Source organism: Kitasatospora sp. NPDC007106 (genome assembly GCF_040634455.1).
GTDB lineage: Bacteria > Actinomycetota > Actinomycetes > Streptomycetales > Streptomycetaceae > Kitasatospora > Kitasatospora arboriphila.
Window position 1 is genome coordinate 1 of record NZ_JBEYFP010000055.1, and the last position, 21,421, is coordinate 21,421.

A 21,421-nucleotide genomic window follows, 5' to 3' on the forward strand; every position below is an offset into this window, starting at 1 on the left:
CCCGCGGCACCCGCCCCGGCGGCCCCGCCCGCCGCGCTCCCGTCCGCTTCGGCCGGCCCCGCCGGGCCCGGTCCGGCGCCCCGACCGGCCCTGCCCGCCGTTCCGGCGCCGCCCGCGGTGCCGCCGCGCATCCCGGCGCCCGGCCGCCCGGACGCAGGCCCGGACGCCCCGGCCGGGCCGCCGCCCGCACCGCGGTTCACCGGCGCCCCCGCCCTCAACCGGTCCGGCCCCGGCGACCGCTGGAGCCGGGCCTGGACGGAGGACGCACCGCTCCCCGTCCCGCCGCCCGGGCACCTGCCGGGGATCGCGTCCCCGGAGGCCGAGTTGCCGCCCACCCCGCGCGACCTCGCCCTGATCCGGGACAGCCTGGCGGCCGTCGAACCGGTCGCCGACCGTGCCACCGCGCACTTCTACGCGCTGATCTTCCTCCACCACCCGGAGGTCCGGGCGCTCTTCCCGGCCGCCATGGACGTGCAGCGCGACCGGTTGTTCCGGGCGCTGATGACGGCCGCCCGCAGCGCCGGGGAGCCGGCGAAGCTCACCGAGTACCTCACCGGGCTCGGCCGCGCCCACCGCAAGTACGGCGTGCGGACCGCGCACTACGCGCCGGTGGGGGAGTGCCTGGTGGCCGCGCTCGCCAAGTACTCCGGCGACCGCTGGGACGGCGAGACGGAGCTGGCCTGGCGCCGGGTGTACCGGCTGGTCTCCGGGATCATGATCGAGGCGGCCGAGGAGTCCGCCCGCACCGCGCCCGCCTGGTGGCACGCCGAGGTCGTCTCGCACGAGCGCCGGGCCGGTGACGTCGCGGTGCTCACCGTCCGGCCCGACCAGCCCTACCCGTTCCGCGCCGGCCAGTACGCGGCGGTGGAGACGCCCTGGTGGCCGCGGGTCTGGCGGCCGTACTCGCTGGCCGGGGCGCCGCGCCCGGACGGACTGCTGACCTTCCACGTCAAGGGCGTGCAGGCGGGCTGGGTGAGCACCGCCCTGGTCGGCCGGGCGGCGCCCGGGGACGTGCTGCGGCTGGGCCCGGCGACGGGCGGGATGGTCGTCGACCACGCCCGTGGTGCGGACCTGCTCTGCCTGGGCGGCGGCACCGGGATCGCCCCGCTCGCCGCGCTGGTGGAGGAGGTCGCCGAGCACGGCGTGAACGGCCGCTCGGTCGAGGTCTTCTACGGCGCCCGCAGCCTGCCCGAGCTCTACGCCCTGGAGGAACTGCGCCGGCTCGACCGGAGGCACCCCTGGCTGAAGGTGCACCCGGTGGTCGAGTCGCCGGGCACGGCGCCCGGCGAGGCGGTGGTCGGCCTGCTGCCCGAGGTGGTCTCCCGGTACGCGCCCTGGCACGGCCACGACGCCTTCGTGAGCGGGCCCGCGGCCATGGTGCGCCGGGCCGTCGGGGTGCTGCTGCGGGCCGGGGTCGCGCAGGACCGGATCCACCACGACCTCGCGGCCGAGTACCCCGCCGGGTGAGCCGCGGGCGGGAGGCCCGCCCGGGCGCCCGGCGGGCCCGGTCCGGCTCAGGCCAGGTCGCGGGCGAGCAGGGCGCGGACGCCCTCGATGTTGGCCGCCAGGTAGGCGCGCAGGCTCGGCGGCACGACGTTGACCGAGGTGACCCCCTCGCGGGTGAACGGCAGCCGGACGATCTCGTACTCGCCGTTCGGGTCCTCCAGTTCGGGGCCGTGCCGCCGGGAGAGGTCCATGGAGGCCAGCCGGCAGACGAAGAAGTGCTGGACCTTCACCCCGTGCGGGTGGGCGGGGGTGCCGTCGTCGTGGTGGGAGTGGGCGACGGTGTCGACGAAGGCGGGCACCACGTCGACGGCCTTGGCGCCGAGCTCCTCGTCCAGTTCGCGGTGCAGGGCGTCGACGACCGAGCGGTCCTCCGGCTCCACGCCGCCGCCGGGGGTGATCCAGTACGGGTGCGCCGCGCCAGGCCGGACGCGCCGGATCAGCACGATGGTGGCGGGCGCGTGCGGATCGCCGGGGTCGTCCTCCAGCAGGATCGCCCGCGCGGTGCGCTTGACGACGGGGCGGACGGGGACGGCCATGGCCACCTCCGGAGGCGCGGGGGTTGTGCGGGATTCTCCCGCGCGCCGGGGGGAATGAAACTCGCACACATGGGCGAACAGGAGGAAAACGTTGGGCCGAACGGATGATTCGGCGTGCCGCTGCGTGTTCGAGCAGGACCGGGCGGTCACGGTATTGGATCTTCCATTCGAAGGCCGCCCCGAAAGGTGTGGTCGATCGCTAAGATGCGAATAGGCTTTGGCCTTCGAATTGAAGCTCATTTGGCGTCTTCACCCGCTGTAATCATTGAAGCGGGGTGGTCCCTGTGCTGCAATGGCCGCCAGCCGGGGCAGGCGACACCAACGGATCGCGGAGGTAGCGCGGCATGCACAGCAGCACAGTCCAGGGCCACGTGGTGATGAACCTCGTGGCGGGCGCCGAGCTCTCCGTCGGCATCGCCGTCGACCTCGGTTACGACACCGACGACCCGTACGCGGTCCGCTTCACCTTCCACCTGCCCGGGGACACCCCGGTCACCTGGTACTTCGCCCGCGAGCTGCTGGTCGACGGCATCAGCCGGCCGGCGGGCGAGGGGGACGTCCACATCCACCCGATCGGCGAGGACCTCACCGAGATCGGCGTGGTGCTGCGCTCGCCCGACGGCGACGCCACCCTGAACGCCCCCGCCCCGCCGCTGATCGCCTTCCTCGCCCGCACCGACCGGCTGGTGCCGATGGGCCAGGAGGAGAGCGAGGTCGAACTGGAGGCCCAGCTCGACCTGATCCTCAGCGGCGGCTGCGAGAACGCGGGCTGACGCCCCGCCCGGCGGTTCAGTCGTCGTCCCCCAGGGCCAGGTCGAGGCCCCACGAGACCACGCTGATGATCAGGGCGCCGAGCAGCGCCGACCAGAAGCCCGAGACGTGGAAGTCCAGGCCGATCTTGTCGGACGCCCAGGACGTCAGCCACAGCATCAGCGCGTTGATCACGAAGGTGATCAGGCCGAGCGTGAGTACGAACAGCGGCAGCGAGAGCAGCTTCACGAACGGCTTGATCAGGAAGTTGACCACGCCGAAGACCAGCGCCACCGCGATCACGGTCAGCGCCTGGTGGCCCCAGCTCCCGTCCGAGAGGGTGATCCCGTCGACGATCCAGGCGGCGACCCAGATCGCCGCCGCGTTGATGAGCGTTTTGATCACGAAACTCTTCATGGCACCGGATGGTGGCAGGCCGCCCGCCCGCTGGGAAGCTCCCGGCGGCCACGTGGTGAACCCGTGCCGGTTCCGGGACACCCCGCCCGCCGACCTGTGATGTGATTCCCGTCACGCCCCGGTGGGCCGCGCCGCGCGGCTCCCCTGCGCATCGGCGCAGTCCGTCCCTCCGGGGGCGGGACGGCACCGTCCGCCGCCCGGCTCGCCATCTCGGCGGCCCGGCCAGAGTGCTGACGAACCGTGGAATCTTGTATTCCGGATGTCGGAAACAGGTGTCCGTGCCGTGCCGGAGCCGTGGACGTGACGGTCCCTCCCAGCGGGCACCCCGCCCTTATCCAGCACTTATTCATCTGGATACGATCCGGCTTCGATCGTGCGGAAATCCGCAGGTCGGCGGCGCCCTGGCGGCGCCGCCCCATGTCACTCCCCCGTGCCGGCACACCGGGTGTGCCGGCAGACCTGTGAGGTTTCGATGAAGCTGCGCCGTGCCCTGGCGGTCTCCGCCGCCACGACGCTCGTGACGGGTGCCGCCCTCGCGGCCGCCCCCGCCGCCCTGGCCGCCCCCGCCGCCGTGCCGGGCATCGCCAAGGCCGCGCCCGCCAAGACGGGTGCCGCCCTCTCCCTGAAGGACTTCCCCGGCCAGATCACCGCCGGCGGCGCCCAGGTCTCCTTCACCCAGGAGATCACCAACCTCGGCGGCGACGCGGTGCTCCTCCCGGCCGTGCTCCTCGCCTCGGCCGACCACCTGGCGGTCGACCAGGTGAAGGCCCAGTACAAGGACCCCGACAGCGGTGTGTGGAAGAACGCCACCGTCGAGGTCGACACCCCGGAGGACGGCTCCGACCTCGCCGTGGTGCTGGCCCAGGTCGGCCCCGAGGACTCCGACGAGGACCCCTTCATCTCCCTCCCCGCCGGCGAGAGCGTGAGCATCGCCGTCCGCCTCAGCCTGACCGCCGGTGCCAAGCCGGGCAAGGCCACCGCCACGCCCGCCGCCGCGGTCTTCCCGGTCGACGAGAGCGCGGAGGAGCCCGACGCCAACCCCGTCGTCACCGGGCCCGTCCAGCCCTTCACGATCGTGGCGGGCACCACCACCCCGACCGGCAAGCCGACCGCGACGCCCACCGGCAAGCCGACCGGCAAGCCCACCGGCAAGCCGACCGCGACGCCCACCGGCAAGCCGACCCGCAAGCCGACCGGCAAGCCCACCGCCCCGCAGGGCGGCGTGCTGACGACCAAGCGGCCCTCCAGCACCGACGTGACCAAGGCGAAGGCGCAGGCCGGCGACCGCCTCGCCAACACCGGTGGCGGCGACCACTCCGGTGCGATCGCGGCCGCCGGCGCCGGTGTGCTGGCGCTCGGCGTCGGCACGCTCGTCGTGCTGCGCCGCCGCAACGCCGGTTCCCACCGCGCCTGACGCGTGCGCACCCTCCGGCCCGGTACCCGCACGGGTGCCGGGCCGGAGCCCGTCCGGGTGTTGAATGGTCCCCGACCCGGAGAGGAGCAGCGCGCGATGAAGGTCTTCCGGCTGGACGAGCTGGACGCGGAACGGGCCGCCCACCAGGGCTCCTACCTGCAGTTCCTCAAGGAGCGGAACATGTCCGCCGGCCTGTACGCGCTCGCCCCCGGCGAGACCGACACCCAGGCCCCGCACGCCCAGGACGAGATCTACCAGGTGATCAGCGGCCGGGCCGAGATCACCGTCGGCCGGGAGACCGCCACCGTGGGCCGCGGCAGCGTCGTCTACGTGCCGGCCGGGGTGCCGCACCGCTTCCACCACATCACCGAGGAGCTGCGCGTCCTGGTGATCTTCTCGCCGCCCGAGGACTGACCTCCGCCGGATAGGGTCGGCCGGGCGCGACCACCCGACACGAGGAGCGAGAGCAGTGGCCCTGACCGACGAACTCTGGTCGGCGATCGAGCCGGTCTACGACGAGATCCTGGCCCACCCCTTCCTGGCCGGCCTCACCGACGGCACCCTCCCCCGGCAGGCCTTCCGCCACTTCGTGGTGCAGGACTCGCACTACCTGCGCGACTACGCCCGGGCCCTGGCCGTCTGCGCCGCCAGGGCGCCGCACGAGGCCGACGTGCGGGCCTTCGCCGACGACGCGGTGGGCGCACTCGCCGCCGAGCAGGAGATGCACGGCGAGTTCCTCACCGCCTTCGGCGAGAGCGCCGAGCAGGCCGCCGCCGAACCGGTGCTGCCCACCACCCTCGCCTACACCAGCTACCTGCTGGCCACCGTGCACGGCGGCTCCTTCGCCGAGGCGGTCGCCGCGGTGCTGCCCTGCTACTGGATCTACGCCCGGGTCGGCGAGGAGCTGCTGGCGAAGTCCTCCCCCGACCCGCTCTACGCCAAGTGGATCGCCACCTACGGCGACGAGGCCTTCCAGTCGGTCGTCCGGCGGGTGCTCGACCTCACCGACCGGCTCGGCGAGGAGATCTCCCCGGCCGAACGGCGCCGGGCGGTGCGGCACTTCAGCACCACCTCGCGCTACGAGTGGATGTTCTGGGACGCGGCCTGGCGCGGCGAGACCTGGCCGGTCTGACGTCCCCGTGAGGGATGACCCGGTGGTCGGCCTCGGGGTGATCTCCGGGTTCTCTCCGGGCCGCCGGCCCTCGATCGGCGCCCCGGTGCCGCCTACGATCGAAGCATCGGAAGCGAGCGGGAAAGCGGCGGACGGACCGGCGCCGAGCCCGAGGGGAGAGAAGGAACGGACATGGCCGAGCTCTGGAAGTCGCTGCCCTCGTGGGTGCGCAACATCGTCGTCCCGATCCTGGTGCTGATCCTGGCCTGGAACCTGATCTGGTTCGTGGTCGGCGTGGTCAGCTCGCTGATCGGATTCCTGATCAAGGTCCTGCTGGTCGTCGGCCTCGGCGCCGCGGTGGTGATCCTGGTCAAGAAGGCCGCCAAGAGCTGAGCCGGACAGCCCCCCGGGCCCCGGACACCCCACGGTGTCCGGGGCCCGGGCGCGTCAGGCCGCGAGTGCGGAGGCCAGCTCCCACCGCGGCCGGAAGCCCCGGCCGGCGGCCTTCGCGGTGTCCAGCACCACGGGCCGGGCGAGCTGGTCCACGGCGTACGGGGTGAGCCCGGGCAGCAGGCCGCGGCGGGCCGCGAACTCGGCGGCGGCGGTCGGCACGTGGCCGATCCGCACCCGGACGCCCAGCCCGGCGAGCACCGTGCGGACGGCGGCGTCGCGGCGGTACGGCTGCGCGTCGGCGATGTTGTACGCGCCCGGCGCCCAGTCGGCGGCGGCCAGGCAGGCGTCGGCCAGGTTCTGCACGGCCGTCAGGCTGAGCGGCACGTCCGGGCCGGGCAGCAGCAGGAGGCCGCGGCGGACCCGCTCCAGCAGGCGCGGCACCAGGTGCGGATCGCCCGGCCCGTAGACGGCGCGCGGCCGCAGCACCACGGCGCCCGCCGCCAGGGCCAGCCGGTCGGCGGCGGCCTTGGTGCGGCCGTAGGCGTTGCGGTGGCCGCCGGCGGTGGGGTGGTCCTCGCGGACCAGGGTGCGGTCGGCGCGCGGGTCGTAGACGCTGGCGCTGGAGACGAACACCACGGGCCGACCGGCCGCGGCCTCCAGCAGCCGGGCGGTGCCGTCCACGTTGACGGCGTGCTGCTCGGCCTCGGCGGACGAGCCCGGCGGGTGGTCGCCGACGGCGGCGGCGCAGTGCACCACCAGGTCCGCACCGGCCAGGTCGGGGGCCTCGGCGGCGGCGTCCCACGGGATGTGGCGGCCGACCGGGCCGGGCCGGCGGCCCAGGCAGCGCACCTCGGCGCCGCCGGCCGCGGCCGCCCGGGCGACGTACGAGCCGCAGAAGCCGCTGGCGCCGGTCACGGCGATCCGGAGCATGCGGTCAGCCCTTCCGTACGAGCAGCGAGGAGTAGCCGGGCAGGGCGGCGCGCCGGTCCACCGCGGCCCGGACGACGACCGGCCGGTGCGGGGCCAGCACGGCCAGGAAGTCGGTGAGCTGGGCGCGGGCGAGCCGGGCGCCGGGACAGGCGTGCGGGCCCGCACCGAAGACCGCCTGGGCGGCCTGCGGGTCGGTGGGCCCGGTGCGGTGGGCGCCGGCCGCGTGCCGGGCGACCAGGACGAGCCGGTCGCCGCGGCCGATCGGGCAGCCGGCCGCGGTGCCCTCGTCGGCGGCGACCCGCGGCAGCAGCGGCGACGGGGCGGTCAACCGGAGCAGCTCGACGGCGAGTTCGGGCGAGACCTCGTCCCACAGGCCGGCCCGGGCGCACCAGGCGGCGGCCCTGGGCAGCGCGGCGATCGTGGTGTTGACCGCGGCGACCGCGAGCATGGCGTCCCGGCCGTGCGGCAGCAGGGAGTTGAGGTGCTCGGCGGCCGTCGTGGAGGTGCGCCGGGGCAGGCCCGGCAGGTGCTCCCGGGCGGCCTCGGCCGCGGCGTCGGCACAGGCCCGGGCGAGCTGCAGCGGATCGGCGCCGGAGCCGGTGAGCGCGGCGGCGGTGGCCCCGGCGAGCTCCCGGACGACGTCCACCAGGTCGACGGTGCCGGTGAACCCGCCCAGACGGCGGTCGAGGACGGCCTGCCAGACCGGGCGGAGCCGTTCGGTGCCCTTCGCCCCGAGCAGTTCGGTGAGGTCGCGGCGGGCGGCCCGGTGCTCGCCGCCGTCCTGGTCGAAGAGCAGCCCGCCGTCGGTCCGCCGGGCGGCGGCGCCGCCGGTGGTGCCCTCGGCGGTGCGGTCCAGCGGGATCCGGGTGAGCACCTCGCGGTACGCCTCGGCGCCGTGCACCAGCACGGTGCGGCCGAGCCGCAGCACCGGGCGGCGCCGGGTGGCCGCGAGCAGCGTGAACAGCACCGGGTGGGAGCCCAGGTAGACCCTGCGGTCGAGCCGCCGGGCGGTGCGGTGGGTGCGGGCCCGGGCGGCCGTGTCCCCGGTCACCGGGCCAGCTCGCGGTCGCACAGCCGGGCGGCGGCGGCCCGGTCGGGCTTGCGGGAGCGGCCGGCCAGCGGCACCTCGCCGAGCAGCACGGCGTCGGGGCGGGCACTGCCCATCCGGGCGAGCGGGCGCTCCAGGTCGGCCCGCAGCCGCCGCGGGTCGGTGCCGCGGCGCGGCTGGACGAGGGCGACCAGCCGCTCGTCGCCGTCCCCGGCGGGCACGCCCACCAACAGGGCGAGTTCGACACCGGGCAGGTGCAGGGCGGGCTCGTACAGGCCCGGGTAGATGTTCTCGGCGCGGCGCAGCACCATGTCCTTGCAGCGGCCGGCGAGCACGATCCGGCCGTCGGCGTCCAGGTGGGCGCGGTCGCCGGTGCGCACCCACGGGTCGGGGAGTTCGCCGAGGTAGCGGTCGCGGGCGGCGGCCCCGGAGAGCAGCAGTTCGCCGCCGTCGGCGAGCCGGGTGGTGACGCCGGGCAGCGGGTGGCCGAGCAGGTCGCCGTCGCCGTCGAAGGCGGACTTCTCGGCCTCCTCGACGGCCGCGGCCGGGAACAGTTCGGTGAGCGCGTACACGCCCCAGGCCTCGGTCGCGCCGGCCTGCTTGGCGCGGCGCAGCAGCTCGGCGGAGGCGGGGGCGGAGCCCGTCCAGACCCGGCCGGTGAGGTGGTCGAGGCCGCGCAGCTGCGGCGGCGTCAGATAGGTCTCGGAGGGCTCCAGGCGGCGGACCTGCCGGCCGAGCACCTTCGGCGAGCGGGCCGGCAGGGCGACGGCGGCACCGGCCGCCAGCGAGGGCACCAGGACGAAGAAGGTGCCGCCGAGCACGGCCTGCCCGGCCTGCGGGCGGACCAGCCCGGCGACCGCCCGCATCCCGGCGGCGACCGAGGCGCGGGTGTGCACCACGGCCCGCGGCGCCGAGGTGGTGCCGGAGGTGAAGACGATCACGGCGTCGCCGTCCCCGTCGTAGCCGGCGGGCGGGCGTCCGCCGGTGGAGCGCAGGGCGGGGGCGCAGCCGGGGCGGCGCGGACCGGCGGTGGCGACCGGGCCGAGCGCGTCCAGCCGGGGCAGTTCCAGCGAGGCGCGGCGGGCGAGGCCGCGGGCCCAGCCGGCCACGGCCTGCGCGGCGGCGTCGGCGACGACCAGGGCGGGGCGGGCCAGTTCGAGGCGGGCGAGCAGCACGTCGGGGCCGGCGGACGGGTCGAGGACGGCGGCGCGCAGGCCGAGCCGGTGCGCGGCGAGCATCAGGGCCAGGGCGCGCGGCCCGGGCCGGACGGCGACGCCGAGGGTGTCCCCGGCGGTCAGCCCGTGGCCGTGGTGCAGCGCGGCGGCGTACCGGTCGGCGAGGTCGGCGATCTCGCCGCAGCGGGCCCGCACCCGGACGGAGCCGCTGCGGGTGCAGCCGAGGACGGCCGGGCGGTCCGCGCCTTCGCGCAGCACCCGGCTGAGGTGGTCGAGCACGTCCGGCTCCTTCATCGGGGGTCGACGGAGCGGCCGCCGCTGCCCCGCTCCAGGTACCAGCGGGCGGTGCCGAGGACGCCGTAGGCGCGGATCCGGCGGGTGGAGTTCTGCACCACCATGTCGCGCTGCTGCACGATCGCGGTGGTGTGCCGGCGGACCCGGTTGATGAAGGTGCGGTCGGTCGGCGAGGGGCGGCGCGGCATCCCGCCGACCGCCTCGTACAGGGCCGCGGTGATCGCCATGTTGTTGCCCGCGTGCATCCGGTAGGGCACCAGGAAGCCGTGCCGACGGTGGTGCGCGGGACGGATCCGGCCGAAGAAGGCACCCGTCACCACCAGGGCCCGGAACACCCGGCGGCCGACCGGCCCGTGCTCGTCGCGCCGGGCGGTGATGTGGCCGCAGACCAGGCCGCGGGAGGCGAGCATCCCGGCGCGGGCGGCGGCCGTCCAGCCGGGTTCCGGCAGGCAGTCGGCGTCGGTGCGGGCGAGCAGGCCGGCTCCGTGCGCGATGGCGTGCCGGAACCCGGTGTCGACGGCGCAGCCGACGCCCTTCTCCGGCTCCACCAGGACGTGCACCGGGAAGGGCGCCCCGGCGGCGAACTCCTCGACCACGGCGACCGTCCGGTCGTCCGAGGCGTTGTCCACCACCAGCAGCGTGAAGTCGGTGTCCCGCTGCGCGGCCAGGGCGCGCAGGGTGCCGCCGATCCGGGCCTCCTCGCGGTACGCGGGGACGACCACCCAGAGCGCGGTCACGGCACCTCCCAGACCATCGTCATCAGGCTGACGCCACCGCCGAGGCCGACCATCAGCACCTTGTCGCCGGAGGCGAGTCCGCCGTGGATCCGGTCGAGCTGGACGCCGAGGGTGGCGCTGGCCACGTTGCCCAGCTCGGGCACGGTCAGCACCAGCTTCTCCTCCGGCACCCCGGTGAGCTCCACGAAGCGTTCCAGGTAGGGCAGCGTCACCTGGTGCACCAGCACCCGGGCGTAGGCGTCCCAGCCGAGGCCGGTGCGGGCCGCCACCCGGGTCAGGATGTCGCCGCCGATCTTCTCGAAGACGCCGCGCAACTCCTTGCCGCCGCCCCGGAAGTAGCTGTACTCGTCGCCGCGCGGGTGGCGCGAGCCGCCGCCGGGTATCCCGCCGACCGCCCAGTGCTCGGAGGCCGTCTCGGTCTCCACGTCGAGGATCCCGCCGCGCTCGACCGGCTCGACGACCACGGCCGCACCCGCGTCGCCGAAGGTGTAGCCGGCGAAGCCGTCCCGGAAGTCGGCCAGACCGGACGGGTCGCGGCGCATCGCCCGGCTGGGCGTCTCGCCGGTGACCACCAGGGCGCGCCGGGCGCGTCCGGCGAGGATCATCGCGCGGGCCACGTCGATGCCGTTGATGAAGCTGTTGCAGGCGTTGGAGACGTCGAACGCGTGCGCCCGGGAGCCGAGTTCGGCCTGCACCAGGTGGGCGGTGGCGGGTTCGCAGACGTCCCGGGTGGCGGAGGCGTACACCAGCAGGTCGATGTCGAGCGGGTCGTACCCGGCGCCGTCGAGGGCGTTCCGGGCGGCGGCCAGGGCCAGCGTGGAGGCGTACTCGTCGTCGGCGGCGAAGCGGCGGGTCACGATGCCCGTGGCCTTCTCGAGCATCCGCTCGGGGAGCCGGAGTCCGCTGCCCGCCACCACCTCGTCCTGGAGCTGTTGCGACGTCAGCACCCGGGCCGGCAGGCCGGCGCCCACCGCGGTGATGCCCACGCTCGGGAATCGAAGGTCCATGTCCGCCATGCTGCCGGGGCGCGGGCGCCCACGGCCTGAGTACCCGTACTCAGGACCGACCGGCGATCACCCCAAACCTCCCTGCTGGGAAGCGGCCGTGACATCCGTCATGCGGATCCCGGTGCGGCCGACACTGCCGGGCGACCCCCCGTCCACGGGATTCTCGATGCATCGGGAACAGGGCACCACCGACAACGGGGAGCGGACACCATGGCCACCATCACCACCACCGCGGCGATCGACACGACCGAGCAGACCGAGCAGGCCGAGCAGACCGCGAAGAGCGGCCGCAGCGAGGCCACCGCCACCAAGCTGGCGGCGCTCAGGCCGCTCGCGGTCGACGTCGCCGTCCCGCTCGGCGTCTACTTCGCCGCGCACAGCGCCCTCGGCCTCGGCCTGGTGCCCTCGCTGGCGCTCTCCAGCGCCGTCCCGGCCGTCCGCACCGTCGCCGGACTGCTCCGCGAGCGCACCCTCAACGGACTCGCGCTGCTCATGCTGGTCGTCAACACCGCCGGCATCGCGCTCTCCGCGATCAGCGGCGACCCGCGGCTGATGCTCGCCAAGGACGGTGCGATCAGCAGCATCATCGGCATCTCGATCATCGTCTCGGCCTTCGGCCGCCGCCCGCTGATGACCGCCGGCCTCAAGCCCTTCATCGTCAAGGGCATCGCCGCCCGGGACGCCGCCTGGGAGCGGCTGGCCGCCGGCTCGGCCGCCTTCCGCCGCCAGGAACGCACCTTCTCGCTCGTCTGGGGCACCGTCCTGGTCGCCGAGTGCGTCGCCCGGGTCGTCGGCGCCTACACCCTGCCGGTGGAGACCATGGCCTGGCTCGGCACCGTCTTCCTGGTCGCCGCGATCGGCGTCGGCATCCTCGCCGGCAACGTCGTCGCCGAGCGGATCGCCCACCAGGTCGTCGCCGACGCCGAGTGACCCGCACACCCGCACCGGGCATCCGCACCGAGCATCCGACCCACCAGCCGCCGCACCACGACCACGGGGACCGACCGCCATGCGCGCCAAGGGCATCAACTACGACACCGGCTTCACCCCCGACGGGGAGTCCTCCCGGCCGCACTTCGACCCGGCCGAGGTCCGCGCCGAGATGCGCAGCATCGCCGAGGACCTGCACTGCACGGCCGTCCGGATCACCGGCGCCGACCCTGAGCGGATCGCCCTCGCCGCCGAGCACGCCGCCGCACACGGCCTGGAGGTCTGGTTCGCGCCCTTCCCCTGCGGCCTGGACGAGCGGGCCATGCGGCCCGTCCTGCTGGACTGCGCCCGCCGCGCCGAGCGGCTGCGGGCCGCCGGCGCCGAGGTGGTCCTCGTCCTCGGCTGCGAACTCACCCTCTTCGCCGACGGGTTCCTGCCCGGCGCCGACCTCGGCGAGCGGATCGCCGCCCTCCTCAGCCCTCGGACCCGGCAGGCCGTGCCCGCCGTGACCGCCCGCCTCGACGCCTTCCTCGCCGACACCGCGGCCGCCTGCCGCGCCGCGTTCGGCGGCCGGATCACCTACGCCTCCGGCGTCTGGGAGCGGATCGACTGGACGCCCTTCGACCTGGTCGCCGTCGACGCCTACCGGGACGCCCACAACGCCGCCCGCTACCGCGACGAGCTGCGCGCCCACGCCGCCTACGGCAAGCCGGTGGCCGTCACCGAGTTCGGCTGCTGCACCTACGCCGGTGCCGGCGACCGCGGCGGCCTCGGCTGGGACGTGATCGACCGCACCGCGCAGCCGCCCGCCGTCCGCGCCGGACTCGTCCGCGACGAGCAGGAGCAGGTGCGCTACCTGCAGGAGCTGCTGCCGGTCTTCGAGGAGGAGGGCGTGGACGCCGCCTTCTGGTTCACCTGGGCCGGCTACCGCGCCCCGCACCGCCCCGGCGACCCGGCCCACGACCTCGACCTCGGCTCGTACGGCGCGGTCGCCCTGGAGGACGGCGTCCGCCGCCCCAAGGCCGTCTTCACCGCCCTCGCCGAGGCCTACCGGGCCTGAAACCGGCCCCGCCCGCCCCCGGACACGCAGCAGCCCGCCCCGCCGCACACCGCGGCCGGGCGGGCTGCTGCCGTGCTCAGCCCTCCGCGCCCTCCTGGACGGGGATGGCGTGGCTCACCGTGCGCCCGGCCGCGGCCACCGGCTCGGCCGGAGCATGCTGCTGGCCCATCGCGGCGAGCAACTGCCGGGCCAGACCGAGACCCGTGCCGCCCATGGTGAGCGCCTTGGCCATCATCTCGCCCATGCCCTCGGCGCCGTTCAGCAGCACCATGTGCTCGACGTTGCCGAAGGCCTCCGCGCCGGCCCGGACGATCTCCGGCCAGTTCTCCGCCAACTGCTGGGCGACGACCGCCTCCTGGTTCTCCGCCAGGGCCGACGCCCGCGCCTTGATCGCCTCCGCCTCGGCCAGGCCGAGCGCACGGGCCGCCTCGGCCGCCGCCAGGCCCTTGGCCTCCGCGGCCGCCGCCTCGGCCTGGCCGGTCGCCCGGGTGGCCTCGGCCGAGGCCAGACCGCGGGCCTTGGTGGCCTCCGCCTCCGCGGTGGCCGCGATCTTCACCCGGTTCGCCTCGGCCGCGGCCTTCAGCTCGGTCTCCCGGGCCAGCGCCTCGGCCGCCGAGATCCGGGCGTCGCGGTCGGCCTGCGCCTTCGTCCGGGTCTCGTACGCCCGGGCGTCGGCCGGCTTGCGGACGTCCGCCTGCAGCTGCTGCTCCTTGCGGTCCGCCTCCAGCTCGGCGACCTTGGTCTCCTGGACGACGACCTCCTGCCGGGCCGCGGCCTGCGCCAGCGGACCGGCCTGGAACGCCCGGGCCTGCGCCGTCTCCAGCTCGGCCTGGTAACCGGCCTGCTGGATACCCGAGTTGCGGGTGGCCTCGGCCTTGCGGGCGAACGCCTCCTGCTCGGCCTCGGTGGCCCGGCGGTCCGCCTCCGCGGCGGCGATCCGGGCGTCCCGCTGCACCGCGGCGGCGTGCGGGGCGGCCAGGTTGGTGATGTAGCCGGTCGGGTCGAGGATCTCCTGGATCTGCAGCGAGTCGATGATCAGGCCGAGCTTCTCCATCTCGCTGCCGGACGCGGCCCGGGTCTCCCCGGTCATCCGCTCCCGGTCACGGATCATGTCCTCGACCGTCAACCCGCCGACGATGGACCGCAGATGGCCGGCGAAGACGTTGTGGACCCGGTGGCCCATCATCTTCTGCTGGTCGAGGAAGCGGCGGGCGGCATTGGCGATCGACACCGGGTCGTCGCCGACCTTGAAGATCACCACGCCCTTGACGTGCACCGGGATGCCCTGCGACGTCACGCACTCGACGTCCAGCTCGGCCTCGTTGAGGTCCAGCGAGAGCCGGCGCACCACCTGGACACCGGGCAGCACCAGCGTGCCGCGCCCGGTGACGATACGGAACCCGAGCCCGTCCGCGACCCCTTCGGAGCGGTGCCGGGACCCGGAGATGATCAGTGCCTCGTTCGGCTCGGCGACCCGCCACATGAGCTTGAAGAGCACGACCAGGACGACGATGGAAGCCACGACGGCCCCCGCGATGCCGATCAACATCGGCTGATTCCCCCTTCAGGGCACGCCGGTGTCCCGTGGCTGCGCTCTGGTGTGCAGGAAGGCGCGGTAGCCGGCGGCAGCAGGAGATTCTGCGCCTGTCGTGATCGCCGGGGAAGGGCCCGGCGGCCGTGTTTCGCCCAGGAGTGCGTCAAGATTCCGTCAAAGGACCGCCGCGACGTACACCGTGCGCGGCGGCTGGTACTCCACGACCACCACCGGGGTGCCCACCACCAGCTCCTCGCCCGGCACCGCCGGATACGCGAGGAAGGCCTCCGTCCCGTGCCGTTCGGGGACGAACACCATCACCTCGCCCACCAGCCCCGGCCCCGTCCGCCCGGTCACCCGCCCTGTGCTGCCCACCATGCCGGCCAGTCTGCCGCGCCCGTCCACTGGCCGGAACCCGTCTGGACCTGCCACGACGCTGCCGCTACGGTGTTGACGTCTTGCTGCAGGCATCCGCCTGCAGCCAACGGGAGCTCGGAGCACCGGGCTGAGAGGGCGCTGAAGGGTCCGCGGTACACGGACCGACCGCTGCGCCGACCGCAGGAACCTGACCGGGTAATGCCGGCGTAGGGAGTAGAGGGTCTCATGACCACCTTTGAAGCACAGCCGCAGTCTGTCTCCGGCCGGGGCGTCAGCAGCGCGTCCACCGGCTACCCGACCCCGGCCTGGCGCAAGGCCCACCGCGAGGGCAGCCGCCCCGACCTCCGGGTGCCCTACCGGGAGGTCCTCCTCACCAACGGCCGCACCGTCCCGCTGTACGACACCTCCGGCCCGTACACCGACCCCTCCTACGAGCCCGACGTGCGGCGCGGCCTGCCCGCCCTGCGCGACGCCTGGATCCGCCAGCGCGGCGACGTCGAGGAGTACGAGGGCCGCGAGGCCCGCCCCGAGGACGACGGCATCAAGCACACCTCGCCGCGCGGCGGGAACCTCCGCAACCTCGACGCGGTCTTCCCCGGCCGCCCGCGGCGCCCGCTGCGCGGCCGGGCCGGCGCCGCCGTCACCCAGCTCGCGTACGCCAAGCAGGGCGTGATCACGCCCGAGATGGAGTTCGTGGCGCTGCGCGAGGGGCTCGCCCCGGAGTTCGTCCGCGACGAGGTCGCCCGCGGCCGGGCCGTCATCCCGGTCAACGTGAACCACCCCGAGGTCGAGCCGGCGATCATCGGCACCAACTTCCTGGTGAAGATCAACGCCAACATCGGCAACTCCGCGGTCACCTCCTCGATCGAGGAGGAGGTCGAGAAGATGACCTGGGCGACCCGCTGGGGCGCCGACACCGTCATGGACCTCTCGACCGGCCGCAACATCCACACCACCCGCGAGTGGATCCTGCGCAACTCCCCCGTGCCGATCGGCACCGTGCCGCTCTACCAGGCGCTGGAGAAGGTCGACGGCCGGGCCGAGGACCTCAGCTGGGAGGTCTACCGCGACACCATCGTCGAGCAGTGCGAGCAGGGCGTCGACTACATGACCGTGCACGCCGGCGTGCTGCTGCGCTACGTGCCGCTGACCGCCCGCCGCAAGACCGGCATCGTCTCCCGCGGCGGCTCGATCATGGCCGCCTGGTGCCTGGCGCACCACGAGGAGAACTTCCTCTACACCAACTTCGAGGAGCTCTGCGACATCCTCGCCGCGTACGACGTCACCTTCTCGCTCGGTGACGGCCTGCGCCCGGGGTCGATCGCGGACGCCAACGACGAGGCCCAGTTCGCGGAGCTGCAGACGCTCGGCGAGCTCGGCCGGATCGCCCGCGAGCGCAACGTCCAGGTGATGATCGAGGGCCCGGGCCACGTCCCGATGCACAAGATCAAGGAGAACATGGACCTCCAGAAGGAGATCTGCGACGAGGCGCCCTTCTACACCCTCGGCCCGCTCACCACGGACGTCGCGCCCGGCTACGACCACATCACCTCGGGCATCGGCGCCGCGATGATCGCCTGGTGGGGCACCGCCATGCTCTGCTACGTCACGCCCAAGGAGCACCTGGGCCTGCCCAACCGGGACGACGTGAAGACCGGCGTCATCACCTACAAGATCGCCGCCCACGCGGCCGACCTCGCCAAGGGCCACCCCGGCGCCCAGGCCTGGGACGACGCGCTCTCCGACGCGCGCTTCGAGTTCCGCTGGGAGGACCAGTTCAACCTGGCCCTCGACCCCGAGACCGCCCGCGACTTCCACGACGAGACGCTGCCCGCCGAGCCCGCCAAGACCGCGCACTTCTGCTCCATGTGCGGGCCGAAGTTCTGCTCGATGAAGATCAGTCGAACCATCACAGAGAAGTACGGCGACGGTGCGCCCGAGCCCGAGTACGACGCGGAGGCCGTCGAGGGCATGAAGGCCAAGTCGGAGGAGTTCGCGGCCCAGGGTAACCGGGTCTACCTGCCGCTGGCTGACTGACCTACAGACGAGCGCCGTCCCGAGCGACTTTCGCTTTCCGGGACGGCGCTTCGCTGTACAGGCCTACCGGGCGGCCGGATTGTCTCCGCCGAGCTCCGGCCCTCCTGTGCAGGCGCGCGGTGTCCGCATGTCCATTCAGGTGCCGGACGGTGTTGAGGTCCGTCTGCGTGAGCAGGCCACAGCCGAGGGCATCACAGTGGACGAGCTGGCCGTCAAAGAGCCGGCGAATCTCTTCGAGCTCCGCCCGGCCCGGGTCTCGGGGCAAGGGAGCGCTGCACTCGGGTGGTGCGGCGCCGGTCGCGCGTGACGTCAGGCGTATCTGCGCGGAGAAACGGACGACGAGTGAACCGCCAACCGTCCGTGCTCACCCGCCGCCGGGCATGGCTGGACGGCCTGGTCCGCGCCGGTGGCGCATCGGCAGGAGCCGTTCAGCCGACGTGTGCGGCCGTGCTCTTCAGCGCCACCGCATCCGATATGCCTGCTCAGCCGTGTTCTTGAGCCGCTTGTGAGGACGCCGACCCTTCTGGGCTACGCGCGTGTGGAACGTCGACGCCGAGGGCGCCGACGTCACCCTGGACTCTGATCAACGTCCACCTCACCACGAGGCGACCGGAAGAGTTTCCGGCTCGCGGCAACCCTTTGCGGAGCCTGTGACCACAAGGAAGTAGATCCGGCCAGTTCCGGTGTCCCGATCCGCCTTCCCCTCGTGCACAGTTCGCAAGGAGAACGTCTACCCATGAGCAACCCCACCCGCGGGCGCCGCGGGCGTCACCGCCGTCGTTTCAGTGCCACCGCTCTGGCGCTCGGTGTACCCCTCGCCGGCGTCTCGTACTTCATGTTCACACCCGAGGACTCCCAGGCCGCGACGGTCGACAACGGTGCCTACTACAGGCTGGTCTCGGTACGCAGCGGCCAGGTGGTGGACGTCAACGCCTTCTCTACCGCCGACGGCACCCGGATCCAGCAGTGGACAGACCAGAACACCGCCAACCAGCAGTGGAAACTGAAGTCCACCGGGGACGGCTACTACGAGCTGGTGAACCGCAACAGCGGCAAGGTGCTGGGCATAGCGGGCGACTCGACCAGCCAGGCGGCTGCCGCCGAGCAGCAGACGGACAGGTCCTCAGCGTCCCAGCAGTGGCGGATCGACGATGTGCGCGGTTCCGACGCCGTCACCTTCACCTCCCGCAAGAGCGGTCAGGTCCTGGACGTCACGGGCAACTCCACGGACCGGGGCGCGCAGATCATCCAGTGGCCCGGGTGGGGTGGCGCCAACCAGCAGTGGAAGCTGGTGAAGGTGGCTGACAGCGGCGGCGCGCAGACCGGGTCCGGACCGTACGTGTGGAAGAACGCCCCGGTGGCGGGCGGGGGTTACGTGACCGGCCTGGTCTTCAACCAGAAGGAGAAGGGCCTGTTGTACGCGCGCACCGACATGGGTGGCGCGTACCGCTGGGACACCGGGGCCGAGCAGTGGACACCGCTCACCGACTGGGTCGGCCAGAAGGACTGGAACCTGCTGGGCATCGAGTCGCTGGCCACCGACCCGGTCGATCCGGACCGGCTCTACCTTGCGGCCGGCACCTACACCAACGACTGGGCCGGCAACGGTTCGATCCTGCGCTCCACCGACCGCGGCCGCACCTTCCAGCGCACCGACCTGCCGTTCAAGCTGGGCGGCAACGAGGACGCCCGCGGGGCGGGCGAGCGTCTGGTGATCGACCCCGCGAACCACGACAACCTGCTGCTGGGCACCCGTAAGAACGGCCTGTGGCGCAGCACCGACCACGGCCAGACCTGGAACCAGGTCTCCTCGTTCCCGGTCAAGGACGGCGCGAGCTTCGGCACCGGCATCTCCTTCGTGACGTACGGTCCGGCCGGCAGCAACACGATCTACGTCGGCGTCGCCGACAGGTCCACCAACCTGTACCGGTCCACCGACGGTGGCGACTCCTGGCATGCGGTCTCCGGGCAGCCCACTGGCCAGGTGCCGCAGCACGGTGTGCTCTCCGGTGACGGCTCGCTGTACCTGACGTACAGCAACGCCCCCGGGCCCAACGGCGTCACGGCGGGTTCGGTGTGGAAGTACAACACCGCCGGCGGGGCGTGGAAGAACGTCTCCCCGTCCCAGGGCGGCTACGGATTCGCCGGCCTGGCCGTCGATCCGCAGCACCCGTCGACGGTGATGGTCACCACGCTCGACCGCTGGTGGCCCGAGGACGAGGTCTACCGCAGCACTGACGGCGGCTCGACCTGGAAGACCCAGTCCGACAGGTCCGTGCGGGACGCCTCCATCGCTCCGTACCTCGGCACCGGCATCGGGCACTGGATGACCGCGCTGAGCATCGACCCGTTCGACTCAGGGCACGTGATGTACGGCACCGGCAACGGCATCTGGGCCAGCAAGGACGCCAACGCGACCGACAACGGCGGCACCAGCCACTGGTTCATCGGAGCCCGCGGGCTGGAGGAGACGGCGTATTACGACGCGGTCTCCCCGCCTGGCGCCGCCGCCCTCATCACCTCGCTGGGCGACCAGGGCGGCTTCGTGTACGACGACCTGACGAAGGAGCCCACCGGGCGGCTGACCAACCCGACGATCTACAACAGCACCTCCGTCGACTACGCCCAGTCCAACCCCTCGCTGGTGGTCCGGGTCGGCCGGGGCGGTGCGCAGGACGGCGCCCTCTCCACCGACGGCGGCCACACCTGGAACGGCTTCAAGGGCGAGCCGGTGCCCAGCGCGGACAGCGGCCACATCGCGATCGCGGCGGACGGCTCCAGCTTCGTCTGGGCCGAGGCCGGCCAGGCCCCGTACCGCTCCACCGACCGGGGCGCGAGCTGGTCGAGGGCCAACGGCCTCGGCAACGATGCCGTGGTCGTCGCCGACCGGTCCTCGGCCAACACCTTCTACTCGCTGAGCAACGGCACGCTCTACGTCAGCACCGACGGCGGCGCGAACTTCACCGCCCGCTCCGGCAACCTGCCGGGTGGCAAGCTCAGCGCCGTCCCCGGTGTCGCGGGCGACCTGTGGCTCGCCGGCGACGGTACGGGTTTGCTGCACTCCACCGACGGCGGCCGCAGCTTCACCAAGGTGTCCTCGGTGGAGTCCGCCTCCGCCGTCGGTTTCGGCAAGGCCGCACCGGGCACCTCGTACCAGGCGCTGTACCTGATCGGTACCGTCAAGGGCGTCGCCGGGGTCTTCCGCTCCACCGACCAGGGCGCGAGCTGGGTCCGGATCAACGACGACGCGCACCAGTGGGGCAACTTCGCCGGCTCGCGCATCGTCACCGGTGACCCCGACACCTACGGCCGGGTGTACATCGGTACCAACGGTCGCGGTCTCCAGTACGGCGACCCCTCCTGATCCCGACCCCCTGAGCGGGGCCGCAGGCCGAACGGCCCGCGGCCTCGCAGTGTCTGACGGCGCGCAACTTGGCGGCTCGACAAAAAGTCCTCCCGATCGCGGCAACCTTTGTGTGCGTGGCGGCAACTGGCAGGTAACCGTGGCCGAGACCGAGGCCCACTGCGCCAGAGGGAAAAGTTGTTGCCAGATCAGAACCGCTCTCATCGCCGCCGGCCGCCGACGCGCCGCCTGATCGCCGCCGCCGCGGCGCTCGCCGCCGTGGGTGCAGCCGTACCGTTGGTCGCCCAGGCCGCGTTCACGCCGAACGCCGGCACGCCGACCACCCTCGCCGACGCAGCGGCCGTCAGCGGCCGCTACTTCGGCACGGCAGTTTCCGCGGGCAGGCTCGGCGACTCCACGTACTCCACCGTTCTCGACCGGGAATTCACCATGGTCACCCCGGAGAACGAGATGAAGTGGGACGCCACCGAGCCCTCCCGCGGGTCGTTCAACTTCGCCCCCGCCGACTCGATCGTCAACCACGCCGCCGCACACGGCCAGAAGATGCGCGGCCACACACTGGTCTGGCACTCCCAGCTTCCCGGCTGGGTGAAGTCCATCAAGGACGCCAACACCCTGCGCGGCGTGATGAACAATCACATCACCCAGGAGATGTCCCACTACAAGGGGAAGATCTACTCCTGGGACGTGGTCAACGAGGCGTTTGCCGACGGCGGCAGCGGCCGGCACCGCAGCTCGGTGTTCCAGGACGTGCTGGGCAACGGCTTCATCGAGGAGGCCTTCCGTACCGCCCGGAGTGC

General features: G+C 73.6%; 20 protein-coding genes and 1 riboswitch. Of the genes, 11 read left to right on the forward strand and 9 right to left on the reverse strand.

Going from position 1 to position 21,421, the window contains the following annotated elements; genetic code table 11:
* Positions 1-1,467: globin domain-containing protein (locus ABZ641_RS08560; protein WP_359980149.1), on the forward strand; the 1,467-nt coding region annotated here is incomplete at its 5' end.
* A gap of 47 nt (positions 1,468-1,514) precedes the next feature.
* Here the strand turns inward: ABZ641_RS08560 and ABZ641_RS08565 are convergent.
* A complete protein-coding gene (locus tag ABZ641_RS08565; protein WP_344623060.1) occupies positions 1,515-2,042 on the reverse strand; it encodes an NUDIX domain-containing protein in 528 nt (175 codons plus the stop codon).
* Between the two features lie 344 nt (positions 2,043-2,386).
* On the opposite strand from ABZ641_RS08565, the gene ABZ641_RS08570 reads away from it, so the two are divergent.
* Complete coding sequence (locus tag ABZ641_RS08570) at positions 2,387-2,815, forward strand: SsgA family sporulation/cell division regulator (RefSeq protein WP_344623061.1); 429 nt, start codon at positions 2,387-2,389, stop codon at positions 2,813-2,815.
* A gap of 16 nt (positions 2,816-2,831) precedes the next feature.
* Here ABZ641_RS08570 and ABZ641_RS08575 read toward each other — a convergent pair whose 3' ends face one another.
* Complete coding sequence (locus tag ABZ641_RS08575; RefSeq protein ID WP_030270030.1) at positions 2,832-3,209, reverse strand: phage holin family protein; 378 nt, start codon at positions 3,207-3,209, stop codon at positions 2,832-2,834.
* A 472-nt stretch (positions 3,210-3,681) separates the two neighbouring features.
* On the opposite strand from ABZ641_RS08575, the gene ABZ641_RS08580 reads away from it, so the two are divergent.
* The 4 genes from ABZ641_RS08580 to ABZ641_RS08595 all read left to right on the forward strand — a co-directional run bounded on the left by ABZ641_RS08580 (position 3,682) and on the right by ABZ641_RS08595 (position 6,127).
* Complete coding sequence (locus ABZ641_RS08580; RefSeq protein WP_359980153.1) at positions 3,682-4,623, forward strand: LPXTG cell wall anchor domain-containing protein; 942 nt, start codon at positions 3,682-3,684, stop codon at positions 4,621-4,623.
* A gap of 96 nt (positions 4,624-4,719) precedes the next feature.
* On the forward strand, positions 4,720-5,037 hold the full coding sequence (locus ABZ641_RS08585; protein WP_030270025.1) for a cupin domain-containing protein: 318 nt from the start codon (positions 4,720-4,722) through the stop codon (positions 5,035-5,037).
* A gap of 55 nt (positions 5,038-5,092) precedes the next feature.
* Positions 5,093-5,755, forward strand: coding sequence for a thiaminase II (gene tenA / locus ABZ641_RS08590; RefSeq protein ID WP_344623064.1), 663 nt, complete (start codon positions 5,093-5,095; stop codon positions 5,753-5,755).
* A 171-nt stretch (positions 5,756-5,926) separates the two neighbouring features.
* Positions 5,927-6,127, forward strand: coding sequence for a DUF5326 family protein (locus ABZ641_RS08595; RefSeq protein ID WP_030270022.1), 201 nt, complete (start codon positions 5,927-5,929; stop codon positions 6,125-6,127).
* A gap of 54 nt (positions 6,128-6,181) precedes the next feature.
* Here ABZ641_RS08595 and ABZ641_RS08600 read toward each other — a convergent pair whose 3' ends face one another.
* The 5 genes from ABZ641_RS08600 to ABZ641_RS08620 are packed head-to-tail and all read right to left on the reverse strand — an operon-like array spanning position 6,182 to position 11,318.
* Positions 6,182-7,057, reverse strand: coding sequence for an NAD(P)-dependent oxidoreductase (locus tag ABZ641_RS08600; protein WP_359980157.1), 876 nt, complete (start codon positions 7,055-7,057; stop codon positions 6,182-6,184).
* 4 nt (positions 7,058-7,061) lie between these two features.
* Entirely contained in the window at positions 7,062-8,108 is a 1,047-nt protein-coding gene (locus ABZ641_RS08605; RefSeq protein WP_359980160.1) for a cytochrome P450, read from the reverse strand.
* Complete coding sequence (locus ABZ641_RS08610; protein WP_359980163.1) at positions 8,105-9,559, reverse strand: class I adenylate-forming enzyme family protein; 1,455 nt, start codon at positions 9,557-9,559, stop codon at positions 8,105-8,107. Before ABZ641_RS08610 ends, ABZ641_RS08605 begins: the two co-directional genes overlap by 4 nt.
* Before the next feature lie 11 nt (positions 9,560-9,570).
* Complete coding sequence (locus ABZ641_RS08615; RefSeq protein ID WP_344623068.1) at positions 9,571-10,311, reverse strand: glycosyltransferase family 2 protein; 741 nt, start codon at positions 10,309-10,311, stop codon at positions 9,571-9,573.
* Positions 10,308-11,318, reverse strand: a complete 1,011-nt coding sequence (locus tag ABZ641_RS08620; protein ID WP_359980166.1) for a ketoacyl-ACP synthase III — start codon at positions 11,316-11,318, stop codon at positions 10,308-10,310. The genes ABZ641_RS08615 and ABZ641_RS08620 overlap by 4 nt, the downstream gene beginning before the upstream one ends.
* 210 nt (positions 11,319-11,528) lie before the next feature.
* Between ABZ641_RS08620 and ABZ641_RS08625 the strand changes: the two genes are divergently transcribed.
* Both ABZ641_RS08625 and ABZ641_RS08630 read left to right on the forward strand, forming a co-directional pair.
* A complete protein-coding gene (locus tag ABZ641_RS08625) occupies positions 11,529-12,248 on the forward strand; it encodes a VC0807 family protein (RefSeq protein WP_359980168.1) in 720 nt (239 codons plus the stop codon).
* A gap of 79 nt (positions 12,249-12,327) precedes the next feature.
* Positions 12,328-13,308, forward strand: coding sequence for a hypothetical protein (locus tag ABZ641_RS08630; protein WP_359980171.1), 981 nt, complete (start codon positions 12,328-12,330; stop codon positions 13,306-13,308).
* Positions 13,309-13,384: 76 nt separating this feature from the next.
* Here ABZ641_RS08630 and ABZ641_RS08635 read toward each other — a convergent pair whose 3' ends face one another.
* On the reverse strand, positions 13,385-14,857 hold the full coding sequence (locus ABZ641_RS08635) for an SPFH domain-containing protein (RefSeq protein WP_359980173.1): 1,473 nt from the start codon (positions 14,855-14,857) through the stop codon (positions 13,385-13,387).
* A 159-nt stretch (positions 14,858-15,016) separates the two neighbouring features.
* Positions 15,017-15,220, reverse strand: coding sequence for a hypothetical protein (locus ABZ641_RS08640; protein WP_359980176.1), 204 nt, complete (start codon positions 15,218-15,220; stop codon positions 15,017-15,019).
* Between the two features lie 98 nt (positions 15,221-15,318).
* Positions 15,319-15,450: riboswitch (TPP riboswitch) on the forward strand.
* On the opposite strand from ABZ641_RS08640, the gene thiC reads away from it, so the two are divergent.
* The 3 genes from thiC to ABZ641_RS08655 all read left to right on the forward strand — a co-directional run.
* The gene (thiC, locus tag ABZ641_RS08645) at positions 15,446-17,257 is read left to right on the forward strand and encodes a phosphomethylpyrimidine synthase ThiC (protein ID WP_344623075.1); all 1,812 of its coding nucleotides are present in this window, start codon (positions 15,446-15,448) and stop codon (positions 17,255-17,257) included. Its footprint overlaps the riboswitch before it by 5 nt.
* 736 nt (positions 17,258-17,993) lie before the next feature.
* Positions 17,994-20,621: an RICIN domain-containing protein gene (locus ABZ641_RS08650; protein ID WP_359980179.1), complete on the forward strand. Its 2,628-nt coding sequence runs from the start codon at positions 17,994-17,996 to the stop codon at positions 20,619-20,621.
* Positions 20,622-20,849: 228 nt separating this feature from the next.
* The coding region (locus tag ABZ641_RS08655) for an endo-1,4-beta-xylanase (protein WP_359980182.1) at positions 20,850-21,421 on the forward strand (572 nt) is incomplete at its 3' end.